Origin of the sequence: Mycobacterium leprae TN, from assembly GCF_000195855.1 — a bacterium.
GTDB lineage: Bacteria > Actinomycetota > Actinomycetes > Mycobacteriales > Mycobacteriaceae > Mycobacterium > Mycobacterium leprae.
In genome coordinates, this window is the sequence record NC_002677.1 from 1652125 (window position 1) to 1679110 (window position 26986).

Annotated in this window: 17 protein-coding genes and 2 pseudogenes; 11 read left to right on the top strand and 8 right to left on the bottom strand. The window is 58.5% G+C overall.

The genetic code is table 11. The features are described from left to right. Positions 1–40 precede the first annotated feature (40 nt). Positions 41–253 carry a hypothetical protein gene (locus ML_RS06985; RefSeq protein WP_049769757.1) on the bottom strand — a complete coding sequence of 71 codons (213 nt, stop codon included), beginning with the start codon at positions 251–253 and terminating at the stop codon, positions 41–43. A gap of 350 nt (positions 254–603) precedes the next feature. Between ML_RS06985 and rpsA the strand changes: the two genes are divergently transcribed. Next, positions 604–2049, top strand: a complete 1446-nt coding sequence (rpsA, locus tag ML_RS06990; RefSeq protein ID WP_010908304.1) for a 30S ribosomal protein S1 — start codon at positions 604–606, stop codon at positions 2047–2049. Between the two features lie 26 nt (positions 2050–2075). Then, on the top strand, positions 2076–3308 hold the full coding sequence (gene coaE / locus ML_RS06995; RefSeq protein WP_010908305.1) for a dephospho-CoA kinase: 1233 nt from the start codon (positions 2076–2078) through the stop codon (positions 3306–3308). A gap of 654 nt (positions 3309–3962) precedes the next feature. Here coaE and ML_RS07000 read toward each other — a convergent pair. The 3 genes from ML_RS07000 to ML_RS15860 form a co-directional block, all read right to left on the bottom strand. Next, a complete protein-coding gene (locus ML_RS07000) occupies positions 3963–4406 on the bottom strand; it encodes a ribonuclease FAU-1 family protein (protein WP_041322757.1) in 444 nt (147 codons plus the stop codon). A gap of 103 nt (positions 4407–4509) precedes the next feature. Next, the gene (locus tag ML_RS15855; RefSeq protein ID WP_231846553.1) at positions 4510–4812 is read right to left on the bottom strand and encodes a hypothetical protein; all 303 of its coding nucleotides are present in this window, start codon (positions 4810–4812) and stop codon (positions 4510–4512) included. 1197 nt (positions 4813–6009) lie between these two features. Next, on the bottom strand, positions 6010–6276 hold the full coding sequence (locus tag ML_RS15860) for a P-loop NTPase family protein (protein ID WP_231846554.1): 267 nt from the start codon (positions 6274–6276) through the stop codon (positions 6010–6012). Between the two features lie 1730 nt (positions 6277–8006). Here ML_RS15860 and ML_RS15865 point away from each other — a divergent pair. The 3 genes and pseudogenes from ML_RS15865 to ML_RS18965 all read left to right on the top strand — a co-directional run. Then, positions 8007–8303 carry a hypothetical protein gene (locus tag ML_RS15865; protein WP_231846555.1) on the top strand — a complete coding sequence of 99 codons (297 nt, stop codon included), beginning with the start codon at positions 8007–8009 and terminating at the stop codon, positions 8301–8303. Between the two features lie 1174 nt (positions 8304–9477). Further along, positions 9478–11637 carry an excinuclease ABC subunit UvrB gene (uvrB, locus tag ML_RS07015; protein WP_041322763.1) on the top strand — a complete coding sequence of 720 codons (2160 nt, stop codon included), beginning with the start codon at positions 9478–9480 and terminating at the stop codon, positions 11635–11637. Positions 11638–11722: 85 nt separating this feature from the next. Continuing rightward, positions 11723–13061, top strand: a pseudogene (locus ML_RS18965) (MFS transporter); the annotation flags it as partial. Here the strand turns inward: ML_RS18965 and ML_RS07025 are convergent. Further along, positions 13050–14621, bottom strand: coding sequence for a mannosyltransferase (locus ML_RS07025; RefSeq protein WP_041322764.1), 1572 nt, complete (start codon positions 14619–14621; stop codon positions 13050–13052). The pseudogene ML_RS18965 and the gene ML_RS07025 sit on opposite strands and share 12 nt — an antisense overlap. Positions 14622–14924: 303 nt before the next feature. Between ML_RS07025 and ML_RS07030 the strand changes: the two genes are divergently transcribed. Next, complete coding sequence (locus tag ML_RS07030; RefSeq protein ID WP_010908309.1) at positions 14925–15368, top strand: universal stress protein; 444 nt, start codon at positions 14925–14927, stop codon at positions 15366–15368. An 8-nt stretch (positions 15369–15376) separates the two neighbouring features. Here the strand turns inward: ML_RS07030 and ML_RS07035 are convergent, their stop codons facing one another. Then, a complete protein-coding gene (locus tag ML_RS07035) occupies positions 15377–16075 on the bottom strand; it encodes an MBL fold metallo-hydrolase (RefSeq protein ID WP_010908310.1) in 699 nt (232 codons plus the stop codon). Positions 16076–16212: 137 nt separating this feature from the next. On the opposite strand from ML_RS07035, the gene uvrA reads away from it, so the two are divergent. Further along, positions 16213–19122, top strand: coding sequence for an excinuclease ABC subunit UvrA (gene uvrA, locus ML_RS07040; protein WP_010908311.1), 2910 nt, complete (start codon positions 16213–16215; stop codon positions 19120–19122). A gap of 676 nt (positions 19123–19798) precedes the next feature. On the opposite strand, the gene lysX is transcribed toward uvrA, so the two are convergent. After that, entirely contained in the window at positions 19799–23125 is a 3327-nt protein-coding gene (lysX, locus tag ML_RS07045) for a bifunctional lysylphosphatidylglycerol synthetase/lysine--tRNA ligase LysX (protein ID WP_081439395.1), read from the bottom strand. A gap of 506 nt (positions 23126–23631) precedes the next feature. On the opposite strand from lysX, the gene infC reads away from it, so the two are divergent. Genes infC through ML_RS07065 form a run of 4 tightly spaced genes read left to right on the top strand, consistent with a single transcriptional unit; the run spans position 23632 to position 25762 of the window. Beyond that, positions 23632–24240: a translation initiation factor IF-3 gene (gene infC, locus ML_RS07050; protein ID WP_081439339.1), complete on the top strand. Its 609-nt coding sequence runs from the start codon at positions 23632–23634 to the stop codon at positions 24238–24240. Between the two features lie 50 nt (positions 24241–24290). Next, entirely contained in the window at positions 24291–24485 is a 195-nt protein-coding gene (rpmI, locus tag ML_RS07055) for a 50S ribosomal protein L35 (protein ID WP_010908314.1), read from the top strand. Between the two features lie 53 nt (positions 24486–24538). Beyond that, positions 24539–24928, top strand: coding sequence for a 50S ribosomal protein L20 (gene rplT / locus ML_RS07060; protein ID WP_010908315.1), 390 nt, complete (start codon positions 24539–24541; stop codon positions 24926–24928). A gap of 54 nt (positions 24929–24982) precedes the next feature. After that, entirely contained in the window at positions 24983–25762 is a 780-nt protein-coding gene (locus tag ML_RS07065) for a TrmH family RNA methyltransferase (RefSeq protein WP_010908316.1), read from the top strand. 239 nt (positions 25763–26001) lie between these two features. Here ML_RS07065 and ML_RS07070 read toward each other — a convergent pair. After that, positions 26002–26930: pseudogene (locus ML_RS07070) on the bottom strand (oxygenase MpaB family protein); the annotation flags it as partial. Between the last annotated feature and the right edge of the window lie 56 nt (positions 26931–26986).

A 26986-nucleotide genomic window follows, 5' to 3' on the forward strand; every position in this document is an offset into this window, starting at 1 on the left:
TTTGGTTACTTTAAGCGTTACGCCACGCATTGGTGCCGAGTCAGACCAGGATTGCCGCCTTGATGACGTGCAGCATCACCGACAGTGTGCGGTTGCCCGTCTCAGTCACACCGCCAATCCGACGCCGCCGGCCATGGGTCCAGCCTAACAACCCGATTTCGTTGCCGACCACGGCCACCAGACCTGCCGCACGACCGAACCGGACCGGAATGGCGCAGCAACAACGCGATGGCGGGACCGGGAAGAACGACAAGGATAACGCAGGCCAGCAAGAAGGCCGGCAGCACGTTGACCAAATATTGCATGATCCATGATCGGAGTAGGGAGTATATCGGATGAGTCAAGCTGTTTTGTTAGCATCGTTTTTGCGGTAGGTGGTGGATGCGGCCAGCGAATCAGCAGCTTCATGCCATCTTGACGCTGTCCTCATCCTCAGGTGACGAGGTGGTGGCTAAGTGTGTATTTTCGGTGAGTCAAAGCGCGGGTTTGTCCAGCATGTGCACAGTCGAGTAGCCTCGGCAGGTAATCGCCCGCCCAGGATGGCGGGTAATAAATAATGCCAATTGTCCCTACGAGTGAGCATGTCCGGAGCAACCCAACAACATGTCAATTCCCGCCGTCCCCTCGCCCCAAATAGCCGTCAATGACGTAGGCTCCAGCGAGGACTTTCTTGCCGCAATAGACAAAACGATCAAGTACTTTAACGATGGCGACATCGTCGAAGGCACCATCGTTAAAGTGGACCGGGACGAGGTGCTCCTTGACATCGGATACAAGACCGAAGGGGTAATTCCCGCCCGCGAACTCTCCATCAAACACGACGTCGACCCCAATGAGGTCGTTTCTGTGGGCGACGAGGTGGAGGCTCTGGTACTTACCAAAGAGGACAAAGAGGGGCGGCTCATCCTGTCCAAGAAGCGTGCGCAGTACGAGCGCGCGTGGGGCACCATCGAGGCACTTAAGGAGAAGGATGAGGCTGTCAAGGGCATCGTCATCGAGGTGGTCAAGGGCGGTCTGATCCTCGATATCGGGTTGCGTGGCTTCCTACCTGCCTCGTTGGTGGAGATGCGCCGTGTTCGCGATCTGCAACCGTACATCGGCAAGGAGATCGAGGCCAAGATCATCGAGCTAGACAAAAACCGCAACAACGTGGTATTATCGCGGCGGGCTTGGCTGGAACAGACCCAATCCGAGGTGCGCAGTGAATTCCTCAATCAGCTGCAGAAGGGTGCTATACGCAAGGGTGTAGTATCGTCCATCGTAAACTTTGGTGCGTTTGTCGATCTGGGCGGTGTAGACGGTTTGGTGCACGTCTCCGAACTGTCCTGGAAGCACATCGACCATCCGTCCGAGGTGGTCCAGGTGGGGAATGAAGTTACCGTCGAGGTTCTCGACGTTGATATGGACCGCGAGCGGGTTTCGTTGTCTCTCAAAGCAACTCAGGAAGACCCGTGGCGGCATTTTGCCCGCACCCACGCCATCGGGCAAATCGTGCCAGGTAAGGTGACCAAGTTGGTTCCGTTTGGTGCCTTCGTTCGTGTTGAGGAAGGCATCGAAGGTCTGGTGCACATCTCGGAGCTGGCCGAACGGCACGTCGAGGTGCCTGACCAGGTGGTTGCTGTCGGCGACGATGCGATGGTCAAAGTCATTGACATCGACTTGGAGCGACGCCGGATTTCGCTGTCGTTGAAGCAGGCCAACGAGGACTACATCGAGGAGTTCGACCCGGCAAAGTACGGTATGGCCGACAGCTACGACGAGCAGGGCAACTACATCTTCCCTGAGGGCTTTGATCCCGACTCCAACGAGTGGCTAGAGGGTTTTGACACCCAGCGCGCCGAATGGGAGGCCCGTTACGCTGAAGCCGAACGTCGCTACAAGATGCACACCATCCAAATGGAGAAGTTCGCTGCAACCGAGGAGGCCGGACACGGCAGTAGCGAGCAGCCCCCGGCCAGCAGTACACCTTCGGCGAAGGCCACGGGTGGGTCGCTGGCTAGCGATGCCCAACTAGCAGCTTTACGGGAAAAGCTCGCCGGCAGCGCATAATAACTGTTCTGGGTCGTATTCGTGTAATGCTGTGCATCGGGATCACCGGTGGCATCGGCGCCGGGAAGTCTTTGCTGTCTAGTACGTTCTCACAGTGTGGTGGGATCGTCGTCGACGGCGATGTGCTGGCACGCGAAGTGGTGCAGCCCGGCACCAAAGGATTGTCATCGCTGGTCGATGCATTTGGTCAGGACATCCTGCTTCCTGGCGGTGCGTTGGATCGGCGGGCTTTGGCTGTCAAGGCTTTTCGAGACGACGCGGCGCGCAATGTGCTTAACGGGATTGTGCACCCACTGGTGGCCAACCGCCGCGCGGAGATCATTGCGGCGATATCCGAGGACGCGGTTGTGGTCGAAGACATTCCTCTGCTGGTGGAATCCGGGATGGCGCACCTGTTCCCGCTGGTCGTTGTGGTGCATGCCGACGTCGAACTGCGAGTACGCAGGCTGGTTGAGCAACGTGGTGTGGCCGAAACGGATGCGCGTGCCAGGATCGCTGCACAGGCTAGCGATGAGGAGCGTCGTGCTGTTGCTGATGTCTGGTTAGACAATTCAAGTACACCAGAGGTTTTGGTCCAACGGGCTCGTGACCTATGGTACCATCGCATATTGCCGTTCGCCTACAACCTGAGTCAGCGTCAGGCGGTCTATGCACCGGCAGGTTTGGTCACGTCTGATCCGATCTGGCTGGGGCAGGCGAAGCGCATTGTTGCTCGGCTGAAGACCACGTGTGGCCATAAGGCGTTACGCGTTGACCACATCGGCTCGACCGCGGTGCCGCATTATCCAGGTTTTCCTGATTTTCAGGCCAAAGACATCATCGACATTCAGATCACCGTCGAGTCACTAGCGATGGCTGACGAACTCGCCGACCCTCTGTTGTCTGCCGGGTACCCGCGCCTGGAGCACGTCACCGGTGATGCCGCCAAGACCAATGCCCGCAGCACCGTAGATCGCTACGAACACAGTAGCGACCCAAATTTATGGCACAAGAGGTTTCATGCCTCTGCAGACCCCGGTCGACCGACATACGTGCATATCCGGGTGGCTGGCTGGCCGAATCAGCAATTCGGTTTGCTGTTCGTCGACTGGTTGAAAGCTAACCCGGGTGTGCGTGCCGACTACTTGGACGTCAAACGCACGGCGGACCGGCTGGCGGCCGGAGACATGGGCCGTTACGCCGACGCGAAGGAACCATGGCTCCTCGACGCCTACCGGCGAGCGTGGGAGTGGGCCGACTCCACGGGTTGGCGGCTCTAGGTGGGCCCTAAGTAGACATGGACGTGTCGGGGGATCGCGGCAACCGTTTATGGGATTTGGTACTTCCGGGTGTCGGTCTAAAACTAATTTTGTTTTGGTCGACTTGGGTGAAAAGGTGATCTCCCACGATGATATCGCAAGTGCACGTTCGTCTAGTAGGGTCAATGAAGCAAAATCTGCATGTTGGCTTGCTGCGGGCCAGCCAGCACCACGTCGGCATGGAATACGTTGCCGGGCAATCAAGCATCAGGCCAGTGGTATTCCTTTAACCACCAGTGGTCACGAAGGCGACCTGGCTCCCGATTGTCGCCCCATCGACTTGGCCGACATAGGCGATCTTGTGGAGATCGGTACGCACACAGTCGCCAAGCTTAACTGGGAGACAGCGGCGATGACCGTGACGGCGGCGATTAGCATTTGCCAGGGCTTGCTGGAGCGCATAGTTGCTGCAATTACGCCCACTGTCGATCGCTAGTCACATGGGCCACAGTTGGCTGTGGGAATTTTTGAGTTGGTTATCGCTGACGTTACGTGATTCACCAGTGTAGTATTGTATATGATATCGCATTAAGGAGTCGCCTGTTAGTTTAGCCGCTCGCCAAGATGGGTGAAACGATCGGCTCGGGACTGTGGCCGGACCGGCCGCCTGTCGGCTTAGTTCCCACTCCAGGTGATTTTCATGCCTTGGGCAGCTAGCCAGCGTGAGAGAGTGTAGTCGTTGCGGGCTAGGCCGTCGACCGTGGCTACGGCACGCCGGACCGCCTGCTCGGCGACCTCTAGGGTCAGCAGACCGTGACGGACGGCATCCAGCAGTTCGTCGACATCGGCCAGTCTTGCCACGGCCCCGGTGCGAACCTCGATGTCGAGATAATGGTCTTCAGAACGCCACACGACTGGGCCAGGCGTATATTCGCCCACATCGAGGTAGTAGTCATGGTCGCTTTCCTGGCCCGGGTTAAAGTGGAAAACCGTGGCGCGCAAGCCCAGGGATGGAAGCAGCCACGACTCGAGATAATGGAATTGAGCTCGGCCGGGAGTGGGTCGAGCAACATAAAGCCCCCACGGTTGAACCGTGTACTGGTCGACGGCCCGGACAATCCCTTTGGGATCGGTGTTGGTCCGGGCGACTAGGTCGAACGTCTCATGCTTGGGTGGATGTATAATGTCACCTTATAGCGATTCAGCGGCCTCTAATGGCCCGTTAGCGGCGGAGCCAGCCAGATTTTCCGCCGCACAAAATTGGCATACACATAGAAATAATGCAGCTGGCATGCCCATGTTGAACAGCCAAATCTTCGACTTGCGGTGCCAAAGCCGGTATTCGGTGAGCATTGAAGGCGGTGTCAGGGCTCGCATATTGATCGTTGATGCCGCCGCGGTGTAGCCCGCCCAGCGGGCAGGCATTGCGCAAGAAAGTTTGGTCGAGCCCAAGTCGGCTGGCTACCGCGACCATCCCCCCGCACAAAATCAGCTTCGCCATCATCGACACCACGAACAGCACCATTATATATCATGTCTCGTGAGAGCGTATCAGCGCTAAGATGGCCAGGCCAAGGATGGATTAGGCCATACGTGTCGTGGCCGACAGTCACAAACAGCTCGGTAGTAGCCGCGAAAAGTGTGGCGCTCAACAGCACAGCGCCACAGGTCGGCGCGCTCTTGTCGAGAAACCATGGTCGTGGTGATGATTGCCGACTGCAGGATGACAAACGTGCAGAAGACTGCGGTTTTAGCAAGCCGATAAGCCGTGGTCGACAATCCGACCGCTTGTTCGTGTTGAAAGGTCGCGCGTTCGCTAACTCGGTTGTGGATTGTCAGCGCGGTGCCGATGAAGGCCGTGGCGAGGGCTGAGCAGGTTCAGCACCTGAGTGGCTTCGTCGGGAGTGCTGGTGTGTGGGGGTATGCGCAGTCCGCTGATGCCGAGAACTGTCGGAGAAAGCGCACCTAGAATGAACGGCAGCCGCATCGGGCATAGAAAGTAAGTGCGGTGGCTACCACCAGACGGACCTGTCGGAGTGCGATGGCTGAGGATTGGTTACCGGACGTTGGTGTATGCCAGTTTACCCAGCTCGGTTGGCTCATCAACTTTGACTGGTGCCTTAAGCTGGTTTTGGTCCTGGGGCAGGAAGCGTTCGGTTGGCTTGCCCGGGATCGGCGCCCACCTTGGCCCAGTTGCTAGTTTTCATTCGCCTCGACGATGTCGTTAGGAGAGGGGTCTCGTAGTACGCCGTCTTTTCACCCGCTGTGAACAGCAGCAGCTGGTCGCAGATAGCGCGATACCGGACAACATGTGTGTCACCACAATCACCACGCGGTCGATTGTCGGCCAACACGACGCAGCATAGTCATCACCTGGCCAGTTGACGCCAGGTCCAGGCCCGACGTCGGCTCGTCAAGGATCAGCAGCGACGACCCGGTGAGTAGCTTGAGCCCCTTCGAGGCGTGCTTGTGCTTACCGCCGGACAGACTTGTTCACCCGGGTGTCGGTATGTTTGGCTAGATCTCGCTTTGCGAGTACCTGGGTGACGACCTTGGCACGATTGATTTTGCTGGTGTCGGGTGCGGCAGCCCTAGTGTGGCGGTGTAGTTCCGTGCCTAGTTGACTGTCAACGGGCGGTGCAGCACGTCATCTCTTGCAGGACCATCCCGATCCTGTTGTGCAACGACGCATATTCGGCGTGGACATCGTTCCCCATCTAAACTAACCTAGCCCGAAATCGAGCGAGCTTAACCTGCTATCTAGCCGCGCGAAAGCGGTTTTCCCTGCACCGGAACCACCGATAATCGCGGTCAGCGTGTCGGGTCTGGTGAGTAATGAGATGTCATCCAGCAGTGGTTTTACGTTATCGACGGTGTCCTTGACCCCACGCATCTCCAGCCCGCCGGTGTGCATCGCCACCTCGGTGCGCGGGAGTAGGGTGTTGTTTAGTGAACACCAGGCCGACATTGTCGATAGTGACCACGTCACCCTCGGTCAAGATCGCTGATCCGCCGCGGGTGCCGTTGACGAACGGCCGTTAATGCTGCGGTCTCGGATTGCGGTACCACATGGCGTCAAACCTACGTGGTGTTGATAGCGGGAAGCCAAATTATCGGGGATGACGATGTCGCTGCCGTTAACACGACCAATCGTGACTGTGCTGGCCGTCTCGGATATCTGGGCGGGTCCTGGTGGACTTGCTGTGACAAGAACTTGACTATTCTCGTCTCGTCGCAAAGTTGGAAGCGTATGCTGAGAAAGTGTCGATCACCGTGCACTCGGCGGGCGGTGTCGAGTTGGGCTGAGTTGGTCACTCCGGTGTTGACCGCAGTCACCTCGTTCAGTTGGGTGCGGTGCTGCGAAGGTAGGGACTCCCGGTCTGACGTTCTGGATTCAGTGGCCAGGCGAAGGTGGATGGCCCCGAGTCTGGCATTGACCTCGTTTGTAGTGGCTGGTTGATCGTCACTTGCCGAGTTTTGATCTCGAAGGTCAGCCGCGGCCCGTGCGGACTCCCAACGTTGACCCTTCGGGTGTCGTGAATGTCGAGAACTGGCATGCGGTAACTGTTGACGTAAGTTCCGTTTAACGAACCGTTATCGATTGCCAACCACCGGCCCGGTCAAAATGCAGAATGAGGACGGATACGGGAAGATCCTTGGATCCGCGATGGGCAAATCAGCGTGCGCATCACGTCTAAGATTACTTCATGGCCTGCCGCCAAGGACTGGTGTGACCTGTTGTGCTGAATTGTCCACACTGGCGGGACTGGTCGACTCACTACATCAGTATCGGTCGATTGAGTTTGTCAGCTCCATCAGACTTGCTTCTGATTTCGTTTTGTTTTCGACATAGCCAGCATCGGCCCATCGCCTATGCACATCCGGCATAATTTGGCAATGCTGGGTGTGCAAAGAGACATATCCGGACTCCATACCGATCCCAGCCACCCAGAGTTGTTCGCCCCGCGCCGGGTTGCGATGCTACCTGCAGGCAATGTCAATGAGCAAAAGGGTAACCAAACATGGACGAGGTTAAGGGAACCCCACCCGGGGTCTGAATGCTGGGCGACGGCTGCGGAGTAACCCCACGACATGTGCGCGGTGTTGCGTACGGGCTTTCAATCGTTGCCTTCGCCGACCGTAGCGCACCTGTTTGGCCGAGTTCCACCAGTCAGTGTGTCTCCCCTAAATGTCTAGGCGCCCGCCGTTTCGGCGTATGGGGAGACCAGCGGGTAACGCCGCGTGATGACTAGCCGGCGTGCCCTTTGCCGGCAAAACTATTTCCGTCCGTTGGGCTCCGGCGGGATGGTTCGGGATGGTTGAGGATTATCTAGCCTACATCCCCGGTTACCGCGGCGCGATATGATCAAGGTCCTCGCTGAGGCAATCACTGCGGATCACGGGTTCCGCGACAGGTTCAACCGGGAAGAAGATTTCGCTGTCATGCTATAGCACCCGCACATCGTCGAAGTCCACGATCGCAGCAAATTCGACAGTCAGCCCTGGATCTCCAGGATTACGTCGACGGCACCAATGCCAACCGACTGGCGAAAGAACGTTGCCAGAACGGTATGCCAGTCGAGGAGGTTTGTGCCATCCTAACGCTGTCGCAGGCGTACTCGATTACACCGTGCGATCGCGGTTTGCTGCACCGCTACGTCGAACCCGTTAACATTTCGCTCACCCATCCTGAAAACTGGATAACGACTAATTTTGTTGATGGAATTCGTTGTAGCTCGCTATCTGGACGATATCAGCGAGATCACCGAGACCAATGTCATGGTCGGGACGGTCGCGTATACCGCTCCCGAACAGTTGACGGACCCTAACATCGACGGACCATACGACCAATCTCCTTTAATTGCAACGGCTTTCCATTTGCTAACCGGTACAACGCCATTCCAACACCCCAACCCGATCGCGGTGATCAGTCAGAACTTACACGAGGATCCGCTACGATCCTATCGGCTGGATCTGGGGCAACTCGACGAGGTGTTTTTCAAAGTCCTTGTCTAGTAAGCTGAAAAACGGTTCCAGCGGTGTCACGCGTTTGCTTCTGCTTTCGAAGCTGATAAAGCCATAGGCGAACGCCTAGATGGCAGCGCCAACGATGGTTGCATCGCTACATCTGATACTGCTTCGGCCGAGTTGCCTCGGCGTGGACTCCGCGCCGCTATTGGGGCTATGAACCATCGGTTTTCGTCCAGACCTCTGTAGCCGGGAGCCTCGACGTGCGCAGTGCTGAATCGTTGTGGTAGCGCAGCGACCTGGCCGATATCCTGTACTTCTTCCAAATGTTTCAGACGGATATTTTCCTGACTAGCCCTGTGCTCGCGTCGCAACTCTCGGCTCCCGCACTCGGGGCCGGCGACGGCCACCTTCCCAGGGAGGCCGGTACTCAACGACGCCTACAAATTGGCCTACAACCGTAACAAACGTACGACCAACGGCCTTGCGGTCCGTTATGTCGGAGGGAGACACCAACTGGTGCGCGTTCCGTTCCGCATTCACCGCTACCGGGTGCGTAGCCATCGGGACTGAGCTGAACGATGTCGCCCATCACGTGATCAACAGAGCCGATGTAGAAAACCGACTTTTTGCGCCTTGTGAGAGTAAACTGGCAGGGCAGTCCTCAGAAGGAGTGGGGATGGACTGTGTTTAGCTGAACACACAGTTCAGAGCCACTTATGCTGGAGACAGTGGCGTGGCCGGTGGTCTACTAGGCCGACGGCACCCTGTGCGCGCGCAGGCCGGAGCCATTTTAGCAACTTAGTATGGTGCGTAGGGAACAGTGGTGCGAGCACCTGCGGTGGCCGCTTGGGTCGGTGACGTTTCTTCGGGCGTGAGCTTAGCCGAACCCGCAGTTGTGGCCACCATCTCGACCGCGCCTGCTATCGCGTCGTCGCCTGTCCATTGTTGATCGGGTCGTAGGCAGATTCTCCTACGACCCGATCAACAATGGACAGATCGTCTGTAAAAGCAACAGTGAGGCTAAAACCTCATTACGAACAAAGTTCACACCTTCGATAGCTTGTGCAACCGGCAGGGTATTTCGGTGATAGCCATATCCACCTCCAGAGATAGCTAACTGCTCCAATGCAATCCGGTCACTCAGGTGTGGACCCATTCCGCCGGATAGACCCGGCTGGATTGCAGCCAACCTCTTGGTGCCTGGCCTTACGCTGAGGGCATGGCTTTCGCCACCGAGCACCCGATAATAACGCATTCGGAATATCGCGCTGTCAAGGAGATTGTGCGCGTCGGTGGCCGCTTCGAGGTGATCAGCCCGCACGAACCGGCTGGTGACCAGCCAGCGGCTATTGATGAGTTGCAGCGACGGATCCTGGCGGGGGAGCGTGACGTAGTGTTACTTGGTGCCACCGGTACCGGAAAGTCAGCAACCACCGCCTGGCTTATCGAACGGTTGCAGCGACCTACTTTGGTGATGGCGCCGAATAAGACGCTGGCAGCTCAACTTGCGAACGAACTGCGTGGGATGTTGCCGCACAACGCGGTCGAGTACTTCGTATCATACTATGATTACTATCAGCCAGAAGCGTACATCGCACAGACCGACACCTATATCGAAAAAGACAGCTCCATCAACGACGACGTGGAGCGGCTGCGGCACTCCGCCACGTCGTCGCTGCTGTCGCGGCGCGATGTGGTAGTGGTGGCTTCGGTGTCATGCATTTACGGCCTAGGTACTCCACAGTCCTACCTGGACCGCTCTGTCGAGCTAGCGGTTAGCAACGAGGTGCCTCGCGACGGCCTATTGCGGCTGCTGGTCGACGTGCAATACACCCGCAATGATCTGTCCTTCACCCGCGGCTCCTTCCGGGTGCGCGGCGACACTGTGGAGATCATTCCGTCCTACGAGGAGCTGGCGGTTCGTATCGAGTTCTTCGGCGACGAGATCGAGGCGTTGTACTACCTACACCCCCTCACCGGCGAGGTGATTCGTCAGGTCGACTCGCTACGGATCTTCCCCGCCACCCACTATGTAGCCGGTCCCGAGCGGATGGCGCAGGCAATCTCAGCCATCGAGGAAGAACTTGCCGAGCGGCTCGCCGAATTCGAACGCCAGGGCAAGCTGCTGGAGGCGCAGCGGCTGCGGATGCGGACCAACTACGACATCGAAATGATGCGGCAGGTCGGGTTCTGCTCAGGTATAGAGAATTACTCCCGCCATATCGACGGCAGGGGGCCGGGCACGCCGCCGGCAACGTTGCTCGATTACTTCCCGGAGGACTTTTTGCTCGTCATCGACGAGTCGCATGTCACCGTCCCGCAAATCGGCGGCATGTACGAAGGTGACATGTCGCGGAAGCGTAACCTCGTCGAATATGGGTTTCGGCTGCCGTCAGCGTGTGACAACCGCCCGCTGACCTGGGAGGAATTCGCCGATCGGATCGGGCAAACGGTGTACCTATCGGCCACCCCGGGACCGTATGAGCTCAGCCAGTCCGGTGGTGAGTTCGTCGAGCAGGTGATCCGACCGACCGGTTTGGTCGACCCGAAAGTGGTAGTCAAGCCAACCAAGGGGCAAATCGACGACCTGATTGGCGAAATCCGCAAACGCGCCAACGCCGACCAACGGGTCTTGGTAACGACGCTGACCAAGAAAATGGCCGAAGACCTCACCGACTACTTGCTAGAGATGGGTATCCGGGTGCGCTACCTGCACTCCGAGGTCGACACCTTGCGGCGGGTAGAACTGCTGCGTCAACTGCGGCTTGGCGACTATGACGTGTTGGTCGGCATTAACCTGTTGCGCGAAGGCCTCGACCTGCCCGAGGTGTCGCTGGTGGCGATCCTGGACGCCGACAAGGAAGGCTTCCTGCGGTCGGCGCGCAGCCTAATCCAGACCATAGGCCGGGCAGCCCGCAACGTCTCCGGTGAAGTACATATGTATGCCGACACGATCACTGATTCGATGACCGAAGCCATCGATGAAACCGAACGGCGACGGGCAAAGCAGATCGCCTACAACAATGCCAATGGTATCGACCCACAGCCGCTGCGCAAGAAGATCGCCGACATCCTCGACCAGGTCTATCGCGAGGCCGACGACACCGACACCGTTCAAGTGGGTGGATCGGGACGTAACGTGTCCCGCGGTCGGCGCGCCCAGAGTGAACCTGTTCGCTCGGTCAGCGTCGGAGTGTTCGAGGGTCGCGACACCGCTGGTATGCCGCGTGCAGAACTGGCTGACCTGATCAAAGATCTTACCGCCCAAATGATGGCCGCCGCAAGTGACTTGCAATTCGAGCTGGCCGCGCGCTTCCGTGACGAGATCGCAGACCTCAAAAAGGAACTGCGTGGGATGGACGCGGCGGGCCTCAAATGAATGTCAACCGCGTGTGCACTCCTACGGTGTATGGCGTGACGGATACGGAAAGCAATACTGGCAGTTAGCATGAGCTGCTGGGCCACAGCATCTCGGAACGTCCATCTTGTTGGCCGGTGCTATGGGGTTGCTCGCTACTAACGAGTTCTTGACCGTCATGCTGCTCCCTAACGCGATCGCCGAAATCGGTGGCAGCCGGCTGTTTCTTGGGTAACAATCCTGTAGCTGTTCGGGTTGGTCGTGGCAGAGGCTGCAGTCAGTTTGGCGCTGCTGCGGATCGGTGCATGCACATCGCTTCCGATGGGACTGGCGGTATTCGACGTTAAACAACCTGGTGTGCGAGTTTGCGCCGATCATGGAGGTTCTGGGTAGCAGGACGCACCCTGCAATGGGTAGTCAGCGGACTGCTAGCCGGCTTGGGGTATGCGCTTCATCAGCTCTGCCCTGCCCCGGTGGCTGTGTACTTGGTACTTGTGATTCAGCGCTGATATCGGCGATGTGGGGGTGTCACGACTTTGATTGGGCCCGTGGTGGGGCGTTTTCGCATTGCTCGAGTTGTGGCGATGGGCGTTTGGTGCCGTGGCGATGATGATCGTCTTGATGGCCTCCATTGGTACAGATCGTATTCCCCGCAAAATCAGGCTTGACCGAGCGGGGTGACCCCGTCTGACCCTGCACACAAGTGCTGGAGTGGTCAAGTACCGCTGACGGGGGCACCCAACGCCCCTGGTCAGCGTTGCCGAGCTCCCGCATTATTTGATGGCGACCGCCGGTCTGCTTGCCGCCGGCACGTTGCTAGTCGGGATATTCGTAGTCGTCGATTGGCGAGTGCACGCAGCGGTATTGCCTTCCAGCGTATTTCGCTTCTGGACTGTTGAAATGGATTTGACTTGACCAATAGCGTGTCGATTGGTTGATGGGAATAGTCACCCCCACGTATATGCAACTGGTTGGTCAGCGAATGGGACATCTGCGTCCGGTTCCGCCGGTTTCTGGGCGCGGTGCTAGCTGTTCGGCTGGACGACGGGGAAGACCGTTAGGGTGTCGCTGAGTAATCCTCGCGTGATCGGGCACGTGGTAACGGCCGCGCCGCTGGTGATGGCGTCGGTTCTAGTGTTGGACGCAACCACCCAACGCGCTAACGCGTCGATCGGGATTGTTGCGCTCTGGGCGTTGGAGTTATTGGTCACCGGGGCCGGTATAGGGACCTCCTGGCCGCACGTGCGATGACCTGGATCGACGACCCGGCTAGATAGCAGCGGGCCGGGTCGTCGACGCAGGGTTAGCCGGTGTGGTGGTCAACACAGCCAAAGACGGCGGAGTGGCGGCGGCGCTGCCTCTACACGACCTTAACTGTGCTGGCCACGGTCGGTGTCGTGGCCTCTTACCGGGTGATCCATCGTGACCGTCGTTCACCGTGTTGACTTGATGACCTGCGAATAGTGGAATTGCCACCGCTCGACAATGCGGAACCCCAGATAACTGGGAAATTGATACGCCGGCGCACGTCCCAATATGAGCCCTGGTGACAGTAATTGTCCCGCTTGATGGTCGGGCAGTGATGTGTCTCGGTCGGAGACTGTCCAGACCGTGGAGCACTTGTTGATCTTGGCCGTCACCAACCACACGGGAACATGACCGTCCCACAGGGTGCCGACTGTCGGTCCGTAGAAACCACGTTCGATGTCGATCAGCGATCGAAAAGCCGCCGGCCGAGCGGCCAGCAGTGCGCGGATCGGCCCGGGCCGCCAGGGCACAGTGTTGTCAACGATCAGACAGTCCCCTGGCGCAGCCTGGGAACTGATCACATCGGCTACTTGACTGTAATCCCAGCCTTCTTTGGCGTATCGCCCGCGTTGCGTAAAGAGATAATTTGGAAAGGCAGCAACAGCGAACAACACTAGGACGCCGGCAATAGGCCACGGTTTACGGGCGACCGTGACAATGCAGACCGCTATGACGATAGCTGCCGCCGGAGCGGTGAGGATCAGGTAACGCGGGTAGTAAACTGGTTCAATGACCGCCGAGTAGCCGACCATGAGAGTGGTGGGAATGACGATCCACGCAGTGCAGATAATCACCAAGCTGCGAAGGTCGCCCGCCGGGGCTCGCAAGCCAGCCAGGCGAGTCGCGATCGCGGGGACGATGATCACGGCCGTGGCAATCGCGAACGAAACGCTGTGGTCGAAATACTGGCGTTGTGTGATGTCGAAGACGTAGTGCCAGCTGACCCGGAAGATCCAGTCGACCTGCCATACTTGGCCATGAGCGAACAAGATGAACGGCGTTATAGTCCCGAGTGCGACGACCGAGGTAACCGCCCACCAGATGAACGGAGAATTGCGAAATTTGTTGGGTGCGAGCCATGGCAGGATCACGGCGTAAACCAGCACCAGCGTGGCCAGGGTGAGATTCAGCAAAATTGACAGCATCAATGTCAGCGCATAGCACAGCCATAGCCGCGGCCTGTTGCGCTGTACCGAGGCCACGAGCAACACGGTCAGCCACATGGCCGCGGCCACTGACAAGGCAGATGAGCGTGCTTCGATACCGGCCCAGGTGATGCGCGGCAGAATGGCGAAGACAATGCCTGCGTATACCGCAGTGGTCCGTGTGGCAAACTGTCTGGTGAAAACCGTGACGCCGGCAGCAGCGGCCCCAATTGCCAGACAACTTGGAACCCTTGACCAGAATTCAGTCGAGGGAAATATCGCGAACCAGCCGTGCATCAGCAGGTAGTACAAGCCGTGCACAGCATCGATGTGGCTCAGCAATCTCCATAGTTCTGGCACAGTGCGACTCGCTGAAGCCGATATTGTTGCGGCCTCATCGAACCAGAGCGAAGGCCTACTGGCCCAGGCCCCACTGATGACTGTGGCCAGCATCGCAATTGCCAATGAGTCGGGTAGCGCGCCGTGCGCATGTTGGCGCGCCGAATTGTCACCGACGTCCGCTGCGCTCTGCTCAAGTGCCGATACAGACATGATGCTTGTCACTGTAAAGTGCGCGCGATGACCCTGGTCACCGGCAAGGAATAGCCAGCATGCTGTCGGCCCGGATTGTCCGCGCTCGGTGCCTGTAAGTCATGAATAGTTCTGCACAGTAGGGCTTTTAGGTGGGATATGCACAGTCGAGCGCCGTGCCGTCGCGGGTGTTGTCTGTCGAGTTGCCCTGGCTAAGCAAATGACTGGTCGCGCCACGTTGCTGCTGAGTCGGTAATCTGACCCATTTGCATCAAGCAACGCGAATACTGTCTTGGGCTGAGCAAACTGACATTGGGAGGGTAAATGGGCGCCTATCAGACCGTGGTGGTGGGAACCGATGGTTCAGATTCGTCGTTGCGTGCGGTGGACCGGGCAGGCAAAATTGCCGGGTCGGATGCCAAGCTGATCATCGCGTCGGCCTACCTGCCCCAGCATGACAATGCTCGGGCGTTCGACATATTGAAGGACGAAAGCTACAAAGTGACGGGTACTGCCCCGATCTACGAGATCCTGCATGACGCGAAGGAGCGAGCGCACGCCGCCGGTGCTAAGAACGTCGAAGAGCGACCGGTTGTCGGCGCTCCGGTCGATGCGCTGGTGAACCTTGCCGAGAAAACAAATGCCGATCTGCTAGTGGTTGGCAATGTCGGTCTGAGCACGATCGCAGGTCGACTGTTGGGATCGGTGCCGGCCAACGTCTCGCGTCGGGCCAAGATCGACGTCTTGATCGTGCACACCACGCACTGAAACCGCCTTTACCAGCCACGCTCACGCCATTCTGCCAGGCTGGGACGCTCGGCGCCGAGTACTGTGTCGTCGCCGTGGCCGGGGTAGATGGCTGTAGTGTCCGCGTACACATCGAACACTCGGGTGGTGACGTCGTCGAGCAGTTGGGTGAAGTCACTGCGCTGCCACGTCTTGCCAACGCCCCCGGGGAACAGGCAGTCGCCAGTGAACAACTGCGTGACTCTCCCAGTTTTTGGGCCAGAGGTGGCTCCGTCGAGCGCCAGCGCGATTGATCCGGGCGTGTGCCCGCGCAGGTGAATAACGTCGAACGTCAGCTCCCCAATCTGCACGCAGTCACCATTGGTCAACAAACGGTCCGGCCTGACCGGCAGCGGTTCGGCGTCGAGCTCATGCACGGCGGTTGGCGCACCGGTGGCCGCGACCACCGCTTCCAGTGCCTGCCAGTGATCAAAGTGCTGATGGCTGGTCACAATCAACGACAGCTTCGGGGCGTAGCGTTGGACCAGATCGATAAGCACCTCGGCATCATTGGCAGCGTCAATCAGAAGTGTTTCTCCGGTAGCCGAACACGTCACCAGGTAGGCGTTGTTGTCCATCGGGCCTACCGACACCTTCAGGATTGTGGCGCCGGGTAGGGCCCGGCGGGCCGCGGTACCCGGGTCAACGTGCCCGGTGTAGTCGTTGACGGGATCGATCGAGGCTGTCATAGCGGCCAGGTTACTGCTCCTGGAACTAGGTCCGCTGCTTGTCGGTCTGAGCACATAGCATGGAATGCGTCGTGCGCAGTGGCCACTGTAGGACAGCTTTAGGCAAGAGCAAGAAGAGTTTCAGTGAGAGGGGCAGCGTGGCTGACCGCTTGATCGTCAAGGGTGCCCGTGAGCACAACCTGCGAAGCGTCGATCTCGACCTGCCGCGGGATTCATTGATCGTCTTCACCGGGCTGTCCGGATCAGGCAAGTCTTCACTGGCATTCGACACCATCTTCGCCGAGGGCCAGCGCCGCTACGTGGAGTCACTGTCGGCCTACGCGCGCCAATTCCTTGGACAGATGGACAAGCCGGACGTCGACTTCATCGAGGGTCTTTCCCCGGCGGTGTCCATCGACCAGAAGTCGACGAACCGCAACCCGAGGTCGACCGTAGGAACAATCACCGAGGTGTACGATTACCTGCGATTGTTATATGCGCGTGCTGGCACACCGCACTGCCCGATCTGTGGCGAGCAGATCTCCCGTCAGACCCCGCAGCAAATTGTCGATCAGGTGCTGGTGCTGCCGGAGGGCACCCGGTTTTTGGTGCTCGCTCCGGTGGTGCGTACCCGCAAGGGCGAGTTCGCGGACCTGTTCGACAAGCTCAACGCACAGGGCTACAGCCGGGTTCGGGTCGACGATGTAGTGTACCCGTTGAGCGATCCACCGAAGCTTAAAAAACAAGAAAAGCACGACATCGAGGTGGTAGTGGACCGACTCACCGTCAAGATCGCCGCCAAGCAGCGGCTCACCGACTCGGTGGAAACCGCCCTGAACCTAGCTGACGGCATCGTAGTGTTGGAATTTCCCGACGATCACGACGAACGTGGCCACCCGCGCGAACAGTGCTTCTCCGAGAAGTTAGCTTGCCCCAATGGGCACCCCCTGGCCGTTGACGACCTGGAACCACGCTCGTTCTCGTTCAACTCGCCCTACGGCGCCTGTCCCGAATGTGTGGGCTTGGGAATCCGCAAAGAGATCGACTCAGATCTAGTGGTGCCCGACCCGGATCGCACTCTGGCCGAGGGTGCGGTGGCGCCGTGGTCGGCGGGGCGCACCGCGGAGTACTTCACCCGGATGATGGCCGGGCTCGGCGAGAAACTGGGATTCGACGTTGACACGCCATGGCGCAAACTCCCGGCCAAGGCCCGCAAGGCGATTCTTGAAGGTTCCGATCATCAGGTGCATGTGCAGTACCACAACCGGTACGGTCGACCCCGCTCATATTACGTTGATTTTGAGGGCGTGCTGACGTTCTTACAGCGCAAGATGGAGCAGACCGAGTCCGAGCAGATGAAGGAACGCTACGAGGGTTTCATGCGTAATATCCCCTGCCCGGTGTGTCAGGGGACCCGACTCAAGCCAGAGATTCTGGCGGTGACGTTAGCGGCAGGGGAGCGGGGCGCGAAGTCCATTGCCGAGGTCTGCGAGCTGTCCATCGCGGACTGCTCGGCTTTTCTGAACGCGCTTATCCTTGGTGTGCGCGAGCAGGCGATAGCGGGGCAGGTGCTCAAAGAAATCCAGTCGCGACTCGGCTTTTTGCTCGACGTCGGGCTGGAGTACCTCTCGCTGTCTCGGGCGGCAGCCACGCTGTCTGGTGGTGAGGCCCAACGCATTCGGCTAGCTACCCAAATCGGTTCCGGTCTGGTGGGCGTGCTCTACGTCCTTGACGAACCATCCATCGGGCTACACCAGCGCGACAACCGTCGACTCATCGAAACTCTCACGCGGTTAAGGGCGTTGGGGAACACACTGATCGTCGTCGAACATGACGAAGACACCATCGCACACGCTGACTGGGTCGTCGACATCGGCCCGGGCGCCGGTGAGCATGGCGGCCAAATCGTGCACAACGGGACCTACCGTGAACTGCTGGCAAATAAGGATTCGATTACCGGTGCTTACCTGTCGGGTCGGGAAAGCATTGCCACCCCCACACGTCGGCGTTCCGTCGACCGTAAGCGTGAGCTCACCGTCGTCGGGGCCCGCGAGCACAATCTGCGCGGCATCGACGTGTCGTTTCCGCTTGGCGTGTTGACCTCGGTAACCGGTGTGTCGGGCTCCGGCAAGTCAACTTTGGTCAATGATATCCTGGCAGCGGTGCTGGCCAACAGGCTCAACGGCGCTCGGCAAGTTCCGGGTCGCCATACCCGAGTCACCGGCCTAGAACATCTGGACAAGCTGGTGAGGGTGGACCAGTCGCCGATCGGCCGCACGCCGCGATCCAACCCGGCCACCTACACCGGGGTATTTGACAAGATCCGAATCTTGTTCGCGGCTACCACCGAGGCGAAAGTCCGTGGTTACCAACCCGGTAGATTCTCGTTCAACGTTAAGGGCGGTCGCTGCGAGGCGTGCACCGGTGACGGCACCATCAAGATCGAGATGAACTTCTTGCCGGACGTGTATGTACCTTGTGAAGTGTGCCAGGGCGCCCGGTACAACCGAGAAACCCTTGAAGTACACTACAAAGGCAAGGCCATATCCGAAGTGTTGGACATGTCGATCGAGGAAGCGGCGGAGTTCTTTGAGCCGATCATCGGCATTAACCGTTATCTGCGCACGCTGGTCGATGTCGGTCTGGGCTATGTCCGACTGGGTCAGCCCGCGCCGACGTTGTCGGGTGGTGAGGCGCAGCGGGTCAAACTGGCGTCCGAGTTGCAGAAGCGTTCGACCGGGCGCACCATCTACATTCTCGACGAACCCACCACAGGACTGCATTTCGACGATATCCGCAAACTTCTTAACGTCATCAATGGTCTTGTTGACAAAGACAATACGGTGATCGTGATCGAACACAACCTGGACGTGATCAAAACGTCGGACTGGATCGTCGATATGGGTCCCGAGGGTGGCGCTCAAGGTGGAACCGTTGTCGCCGAAGGCACTCCGGAGGATGTCGCAGCGGTTCCGGAAAGCTACACTGGCAAATTTCTCGCCGAAGTCGTTGGCGCAGGGTGCGCGCCTGCACGCACACCACGGCGACGCCGCACAGTCACCGCCTAAGTCCACACAAATATCGCGTTTGCAGTGACGGCGTCGAATTTCGTGGCACCTAAGGCCGTCGCGGGCCTGGATTAGCTCTTCTCGCAGACGGATTCAAAGGTCGACACTCCTACTTTAGTTACCCCGGATCAGGCTGGGGAAGAAGGGCTTTCGCTGGCTCTGTCGTCGAAACCATGGTCTTACCGTGCGCTGCGGGACGGGTGGGGTGTTGGTTCGTCGAGTATGTCGTCACGCTACTGCGGGCGGTTGCCTGTCGATTACCACTGCCGATCGACATAGTGCAAGTGCACCATCTGCTCTCAGCACATCAGTATCAGTGCCATTTGCACGCTGGTTGAGGATCGCCGCCGTACTATAGATGGTAGTGGCGAGTGGCTATGATAGCGACCATCGAAACTGCCAAAGTCCATGTGCTGACAGACATGGCTGTATCTCGGGGTAGACGCGTGATCCACAATTCTTCGCTCAGCATTGCTCGAGTCGATTAAGCGTGTTCATGTTTTGGCTTGCCGAACACAAGGCACTGCTTGCCCAGTGGGTCCATGCTCTCCACGGATTGCAGTATCTTACACATAAATCATATATCCCGTAACGAAGAAGCCCGGATTAGGTGTAATGGTTAAGCGTTAGCAACGGCCGCGGCGAATTTGTTGCTAAACTTGCGGCCAGCGCCGAGCTAGTGCGGCTTGGCCAGTGGGAACGGTAGCGTTTCGCGAATGCTGCGGCCGGTGATTAACATCACGAGACGGTCTATGCCCATTCCCAGGCCGCCGGTCGGTGGCATAGCGTATTCCATGGCTTGTAGGAAGTCTTCGTCGAGCTCCATCGCTTCGGGGTTTCCGCCGACGGCCAATAAGGACTGTTCGTGCAGACGACGCCGCTGCTCTACCGGGTCGGTTAGTTCGCTGTAGGCGGTACCTAATTCTATACCCCACGCCACCAGGTCCCATCGCTCGGCGACACCGGGCTTACTTCTATGTGGCCGGGTTAACGGTGACACGGACGTTGGAAAGTCGATGTAGAATGTCGGTTGATCGGTTCGGTTCTCAACCAGGTGCTCATAGAGCTTCAGAACCACCGCACCAGTATCCCAGTGTGGCCAATAAGGTATGTGTGCGGCGTCGGACAATTTACGCAGAGTGGCCAACTCAGTGCTGGTGTCGACACATTCTCCGAGCGCTTCGGATACTGCTTCGTACACGGTCTTCACCGGCCAGACGCCGGAGATGTCGATCGGCTCGAGGTGGTTTGCGGTTCCGCTTGCTCCCTCGATCCGCGGCCGCATTAGGGTCTGTGTACCGTTCGCGGCTTCGGCGGCATTCTGGATCAATTCTCGGCAGCCGTCGATCCACATTAGGTAGTCTGCGTGCGCCTGGTAGGCCTCCAGCAAGGTGAACTCCGGATTGTGACTAAAGTCTACTCCCTCGTTACGGAAGGCCCGGCCCAGCTCGAAGACCCGCTCTACACCCCCGATGCACAGCCTCTTAAGATAGAGCTCCGGGGCAATGCGTAGGAACAGATCCATGTCATAGGTATTGATGCGAGTGGCGAATGGCCGGGCAGTGGCGCCGCCGTGAATTTGTTGCAGGATTGGGGTCTCGACTTCGACAAATCCTTTAGCGAACAGCATCTCCCTGACCGAGCGCAACACGCAGCTGCGAGCCATGATCAGGTTACGGGACTCGGTATTGACTGCCAGATCGACATAACGGGTTCGCACCCGGGCTTCTGGGTCGGTTAACCCCTTCCATTTGTTCGGTAGCGGCCGTAAGCATTTACCGATCAGCCGCCAGTTGCGTACTATCAACGAGCGAGTCCCGTTTTTGCTGAAGCCCATGTTCCCGGTCATTTCGACTATATCGCCCAGATCAATGGCTGCGGTGAAATCTGCGATGCAGCAGCACTCCAGCACTAAATTATCCAGCAGCACTTGTATTTCGCCCGACCAGTCACGCACATGAGCAAACAACACGCCGCCATAGTCACGTATCCGCAATATGCGTCCAGATATCGAGACGGTGCCTTCGTCGTCGGCATCCAGAGCCTGGGCGACTGTGTGGCTAGGCGGGTGTCCCACCGGATAAGCGTCAATACCGTTGAGTTGCAATGTCTTAAGTTTTGCCAGACGCACCCGTACCTGTTCGGGTATACGGGAATTCGCTACTTCCAAATCGACGTCCGCCGTTTGCAATCCGCTGACATCTGGAGTCGACCCATCGTGGTGCAGCAGCCCGGATTCTGCTAACCGCGCTGGCACAGCCGGATGATGGCCGGTGTGCACCCGGCCGCGTCGGCTGAACGGTAACACAAGGAAACCCTCGGCGATCACCGAGGCAACCCCCACCCGCGGAATCAACCGGGCGTCCTCGTAGCAGGCGTAACGAGGGACCCAGTCAGGAAGGTATTTTATGTTCGAGCGGTACAGCGTCTCCAACTGCCACCACCGTGAGAAAAACAACAGCAGCCCCCGCCACAACCGTGCAATTGGGCCAGCGCCGAGTTGAGCACCTTGCTCGAACGCGGCGCGAAACATCGTAAAATTCAACGAAATGCGGGCGATCCCAAGAGTCTCGCCCTTGAGGGCTAGCTCGCTGACCATGAGTTCGATGGTGCCGTTGGGTGATTGTGGAGAACGGCGCATCACGTCCAACGAGACGCCGGTGGTTCCCCACGGGACCAGTGACAGTATCGCAACGACATGGTCGTCGCGGTCCACTGCTTCGACCAGCAGGCAATCTGAATCAGCCGGATCGCCGAGCCGGCCCAGCGCCATCGAAAAGCCACGTTCGAATTCGGTGTCGCGCCAGGCGTCAGCACGCGCGATGGTGTCTGCCATCTCGTTGGCGGAGATGTCGCTGTGCCGTCTAATGCGTACGGTCAGTCCGGCCCGGCGTGCCCGTGTCACCGCCTGGCGCACTCCGCGCATGTCGGGGCCGGAAAGTTTGTAAACGGCAGTCCGCAAGATCGCCTCGTCGCCGAGTTCTATGGCGTTGAAGCCGGCCCTACGAAATACCTGGGCCCCCTGTGAACTGGCCCCCATCACACCGGGCGCCCAACCGTACGTCTGGCAAAGCTCTAACCACGCATCGACGGCCTGCGGCCATGCCCCGGGATCGCCTACTGGGTCGCCGCTGGCTAGGCAGACTCCTATCTCAACTCGATAGGTTATGGCCGCGCGGCCATTGTGCGCGAAGATCACCGACTTATCGCGCCGGGTGGCGAAGTAACCCAGTGAGTCGTTCTTGCCATACAGCTCAAGTAGCCCGCGGATGGCGGACTCATCCTCGCCGGTCAGGGCGTTATCTGCACGCTGGGACTGAAACAGCACGATAGTGGCCATGATCAACGCGAGGGCGCCGAACAAGCCGAAGATTGCGTTGAGTAAGACGTGCGGTTTGCCGCTGAAGAGGTCGGGATCGGCAAGTGCGAATCCGACCACCCGATTGGCCACATACGGCAGGCGATCCTGCCGCGCTAGCGATCCGGGGAACAGCTCGACCAGGCCCAAAGACAACAGTATCCCGATCACGTCTCCGGCAACCAGCACCGCAGCCGCTTTGAACAGCGCGCCTCGGCGGACTTTGGCCCAGAATTCCCGATAGCTCAAAACCAGCAGCAAGATCGCAACAACATGCACTGCGAACCCGAGGTTTTCGCCGAATGTCTCGGCTGGGGTGTTGCCATTCGCTGCCATATCCACAGCGTTTAACACGGCGGCGAGCACCATATTGCCGAGCAACAGCAGCCAGGCGATGCGTTTGCGCGTGGTTAGCGCGGCGGCTAACAGCGCCAGCACGAACGACCAGGCGATGCTGGTGTCCGGAAAATTAAAAAGGTAGTTGTTGATGAATTCACGTGGGACCCTAATGAGCCACCTGATCAACGGTGACACACTTGCTATCAGTGACAGTGTGGCGATTACACCGACGGTCCAGCCGGCTGCTGCCGGTACCCAGTGATAGCGGGAGTGCGACCGGCTGCCAGAACAAGGCCCCGAACAAATTGTAGCGACTGTCACAGACCGCGAGGATATTCCTTCAAACCGTGAAATGCCTGGCGAAGCGTCTACAGTGGTCAAGAGTGATTATCTACCTGCCGGACTCAGTGTAACTCACGCGCCAGAGGCCGGTTGACCTGGCCCTCGCTTCGAAGTGCCGGGCGACGCTTATTGGCTGCTAGACTGACTTCTGCGATCATACCGGCGAAGGTCGGGAACAGTTAAGTGGAGTCCCACTCCCACCGCTAGCCACGAGAGTTATTTCAGGGCTGAGCGGTCCGGTCACAGGCATGTCGTAGTGCCTGCTCCGCACGTGACGCGGACGGCTTGCATTGTTTCAAGCCGTGATCGGTCGGCATTGGGCCCTGCTTGTGCAGGGCTTTTGCTGATGTTGTGGTGTTTCTACCGCTGACTCCCTGATCAGCCAGGCCCTGGTCGCGGCTGGAAGACGATCTGGAGGATGGCTAAGTAGATGACTATTACGCCCACTATGGCCCAACAAGGGAGGCCCCATCAGCACTGAGACCCGTGTCAACGAGCGCATACGCGTACCTGAAGTCCGGTTGATTGGTCCAGGGGGGGAGCAGGTAGGCATCGTACGGATCGAGGATGCACTTCGCGTGGCTGCGGACGCCGATCTCGACCTTGTCGAAGTTGCCCCAAATGCCAGACCACCGGTTTGCAAGATCATGGACTACGGCAAGTACAAATACGAAGTGGCACAGAAGGCACGCGAATCCCGCCGCAACCAGCAGCAGACCGTCGTCAAAGAACAAAAGTTGCGACCAAAGATCGACGATCATGATTACGAGACCAAAAAGAGCCACGTGGTCCGTTTCCTGGAGGCGGGATCCAAGGTCAAAGTCACCATCATGTTTCGCGGACGTGAGCAGTCGCGACCCGAGCTGGGTTACCGATTACTGCAGCGACTGGGTGCGGACGTCGCCGATTACGGATTCGTCGAAACATCAGCCAAACAGGATGGGCGCAACATGACGATGGTGCTGGCACCGCATCGCGGCGCGAAGACTCGCGCCAGCGCGCGGCATCCGGAAGTACCGGGGGCTGGGTCAGTGCAAGATATCGATGCAACCGGCGACACCGATGGTTCACCGCACTAGCGAGTTAGCCAGCGCAGGAAGAACAGTAGAAACAGCAGAACTGAGGAAACATGCCCAAGGCCAAGACCCACAGTGGGGCGTCGAAGCGGTTCCGGCGCACCGGTACCGGGAAGATCGTCCGTCAGAAAGCCAATCGTCGGCATCTGTTCGAGCATAAGCCGAGCACTCGTACCCGGCGACTGGATGGACACACGCGGGTTTCAGCCAACGACACCCAACGGGTCAATTCACTGCTGAACGGCTGACCAGATTGCGTCAGACCATGACCAGGTACGTACGAACGAAAGGAGGAAATACCATGGCACGCGTAAAGCGGGCAGTCAATGCCCATAAGAAGCGGCGCACTGTCTTGAAGGCTTCGAAAGGCTATCGCGGCCAGCGGTCCCGGCTCTATCGTAAAGCCAAAGAGCAGCAGCTGCATTCGTTGGGCTACGCTTACCGCGACCGTCGCGCGCGTAAGGGGGAGTTCCGCAAATTGTGGATTTCGCGAATCAACGCGGCTGCGCGCGCCAATGACATCACTTACAACCGGTTGATCCAGGGCCTGAAGGCTGCGGATGTCGACGTGGATCGCAAGAATCTCGCCGATATTGCGATCAGCGATCCGGCGGCGTTCACGGCGCTCGTTGAGGTTGCCCGGTCGGGGTTACCCGAAGATGTCAACGTGCCATCCGGAGAAGCTGCTTAACCCACCACGATGCGCACCAAGGAGCGGGGAAATCGAACCTTGCCGGGGCCTGCGGTGCTCACCGAGCGTTCCGCCCGGGTGGTCGCGGCAGTTAAGTTGCATCGCCAAGTCGCGCGGCGGCGTGTCAGACGATTTCTCGCTGAAGGCCCTAACCTCGTCGAAGCCGCCATTGTAAGCGGGCTGGTTCGCGACGTATTCGTCACAGAAGTCGCGGCCCAACGGCACGCCACAGTGCTGGCTACACTGAAGTGTCCGGTCCATCCTGTAAGCGAACGTGCCGCAAAAGCACTTTCCGACACGGTCACTCCGACTGGGTTGATCGCGGTGTGCGAAATGCCGACGACCCGGCTAGCGACTGTGCTGGCTGGCTCACCCCAGCTGGTGGTGGCCGCTGTCGAGATCAGCGAACCGGGCAATGCGGGCACTGTAATCCGCATCGCGGATGCCATGGGTGCTGCAGCTGTGATCTTCGGTGGGTACACCGTCGACCCGTACAACGGTAAATGTCTGCGTTCCTCTGCCGGCAGTATCTTCTCGATAACGGTTGTCGTGGCGTCTGATGCCTACGCCGCTGTGACCGAATTGCGCGCCGCCGGACTGCAAGTGCTGGCCACCATGGTCGACGGTGAGACGTCTCTCGACGAAGCCAAGCCACTGCTTGGCAAGCCGACAGCTTGGCTTTTCGGGTCCGAACCACACGGTTTGTCAACCGAAATCGCAGAAGCAGCGGACTATAGAGTGCGTATTCCGATGGTCGGCGGTGTGGAAAGCCTGAACGTGGCTGCGACCGCAGCGATTTGCCTCTATCAGAGCTCGCGTGCATTGCGTCTTTAGCCATCTGGTGGTACAAGTCACGACTCCTGGCTTAGCCGCACTGGCCAGATCGCCACTAGCGCGTTCATTCCTGGCCTTAGGCAATCTTTTCCTACGGGGCTTCGCATCCAGCTGTAGGCTGCGGCCCTTCCAGACGAAAAGGGCGGGTATAGCACGTAACTGACTCACATGCTTCATCAGTGTCAGAGCGGGGCCGCGCAAGGGGTGGCTAAAGGTGTGGCGGCAGAGGTGGGACTGAGACTGAGGAGGAAAATAATGCATCGGCAGCCCTCGGCGGTCACGTGGTGGCGCCATGAATCCCGGTGCTTCGACCAACGGAGCGTCCCTGAGTAGTTGCCCTTGTGCCCGGCGGTAAGCAGCCAGCGCAAGGGTGCAACCGGATTTCGTCGGGAACCGCTAAGAATGCCACTTCGCCCAACGTGCCGAATAGCCGTAGCAACATCTCGTCTCCAGTCTTCCAGTGCATTCCCGCTTTTTCGCGAACAGCCGGGTCAAATAATCCAACCGCGATCCAGCGTTGACCCGACGCCAACGGCTTCAACAGTTGATCCCAGATCGGGGTTGGCATGAGCACAAACTTCAGTTTGGGAATCCACATCTGGAAGATGTCCAAGATGCCCTGGTTAATCTTTAGCTCCTCGCGACATACCCGGTTCCAGTACTGCTGAAGCTCCTCCCATGATTCGGGCACCGGCTTCATGCTCATCCCACACATCCGGTACCACTGAATGTGTTCGTCGAATCAATGCCGCTTCTCGGCTTTGGTCAAACCGCCACAAAAATACTCGGCCACTTTGACGAGCAGCATGAAAAACGTCGCGTGCGCGCAGTAAAACGTCTCCGGATTCAGCCCGTGATACCGACGCCTGGAGGCGTCAAACCCTTGATCGTGTTGTGGTAACTTTTGACCTGTTGTCCGGTCTGAGCCACTCAATCGCCGTCGTCGACCACGACCATAATCGGAATACACTGGATTGAGCCACCCACTGCAGCGGTTCGCGCAGTAAGATGTAATGCTCTTCGCACCCAGTACCGGGGTCTGGATACATATTTTGGATCGCGCCAATCCACACACTCAATCACTCCGATGCGCAAATCACCGAAATACTTCCAGGCTAAGCGAATCCGGCCCGAGCGGCTCAGCGGATGTCTTCAAAGTAGCAGTCATCACGGCCTCCTACGCAATGATTGCGCCCACAATAAATGTTGGCAACACACGTTGTC

Bases quoted from the DNA above. Each gene is read 5' to 3' on its own strand.
- rpsA (WP_010908304.1), top strand. From the start codon at position 604: ATGTCAATTCCCGCCGTCCCCTCGCCCCAAATAGCCGTCAATGACGTA.
- coaE (WP_010908305.1), top strand. From the start codon at position 2,076: ATGCTGTGCATCGGGATCACCGGTGGCATCGGCGCCGGGAAGTCTTTG.
- ML_RS15855 (WP_231846553.1), bottom strand. From the start codon at position 4,812: ATGGTGCTGTTCGTGGTGTCGATGATGGCGAAGCTGATTTTGTGCGGG.
- ML_RS15865 (WP_231846555.1), top strand. From the start codon at position 8,007: ATGGAATTCGTTGTAGCTCGCTATCTGGACGATATCAGCGAGATCACC.
- uvrB (WP_041322763.1), top strand. From the start codon at position 9,478: ATGGCTTTCGCCACCGAGCACCCGATAATAACGCATTCGGAATATCGC.
- ML_RS07025 (WP_041322764.1), bottom strand. From the start codon at position 14,621: ATGTCTGTATCGGCACTTGAGCAGAGCGCAGCGGACGTCGGTGACAAT.
- ML_RS07030 (WP_010908309.1), top strand. From the start codon at position 14,925: ATGGGCGCCTATCAGACCGTGGTGGTGGGAACCGATGGTTCAGATTCG.
- ML_RS07035 (WP_010908310.1), bottom strand. From the start codon at position 16,075: ATGACAGCCTCGATCGATCCCGTCAACGACTACACCGGGCACGTTGAC.
- rpmI (WP_010908314.1), top strand. From the start codon at position 24,291: ATGCCCAAGGCCAAGACCCACAGTGGGGCGTCGAAGCGGTTCCGGCGC.
- rplT (WP_010908315.1), top strand. From the start codon at position 24,539: ATGGCACGCGTAAAGCGGGCAGTCAATGCCCATAAGAAGCGGCGCACT.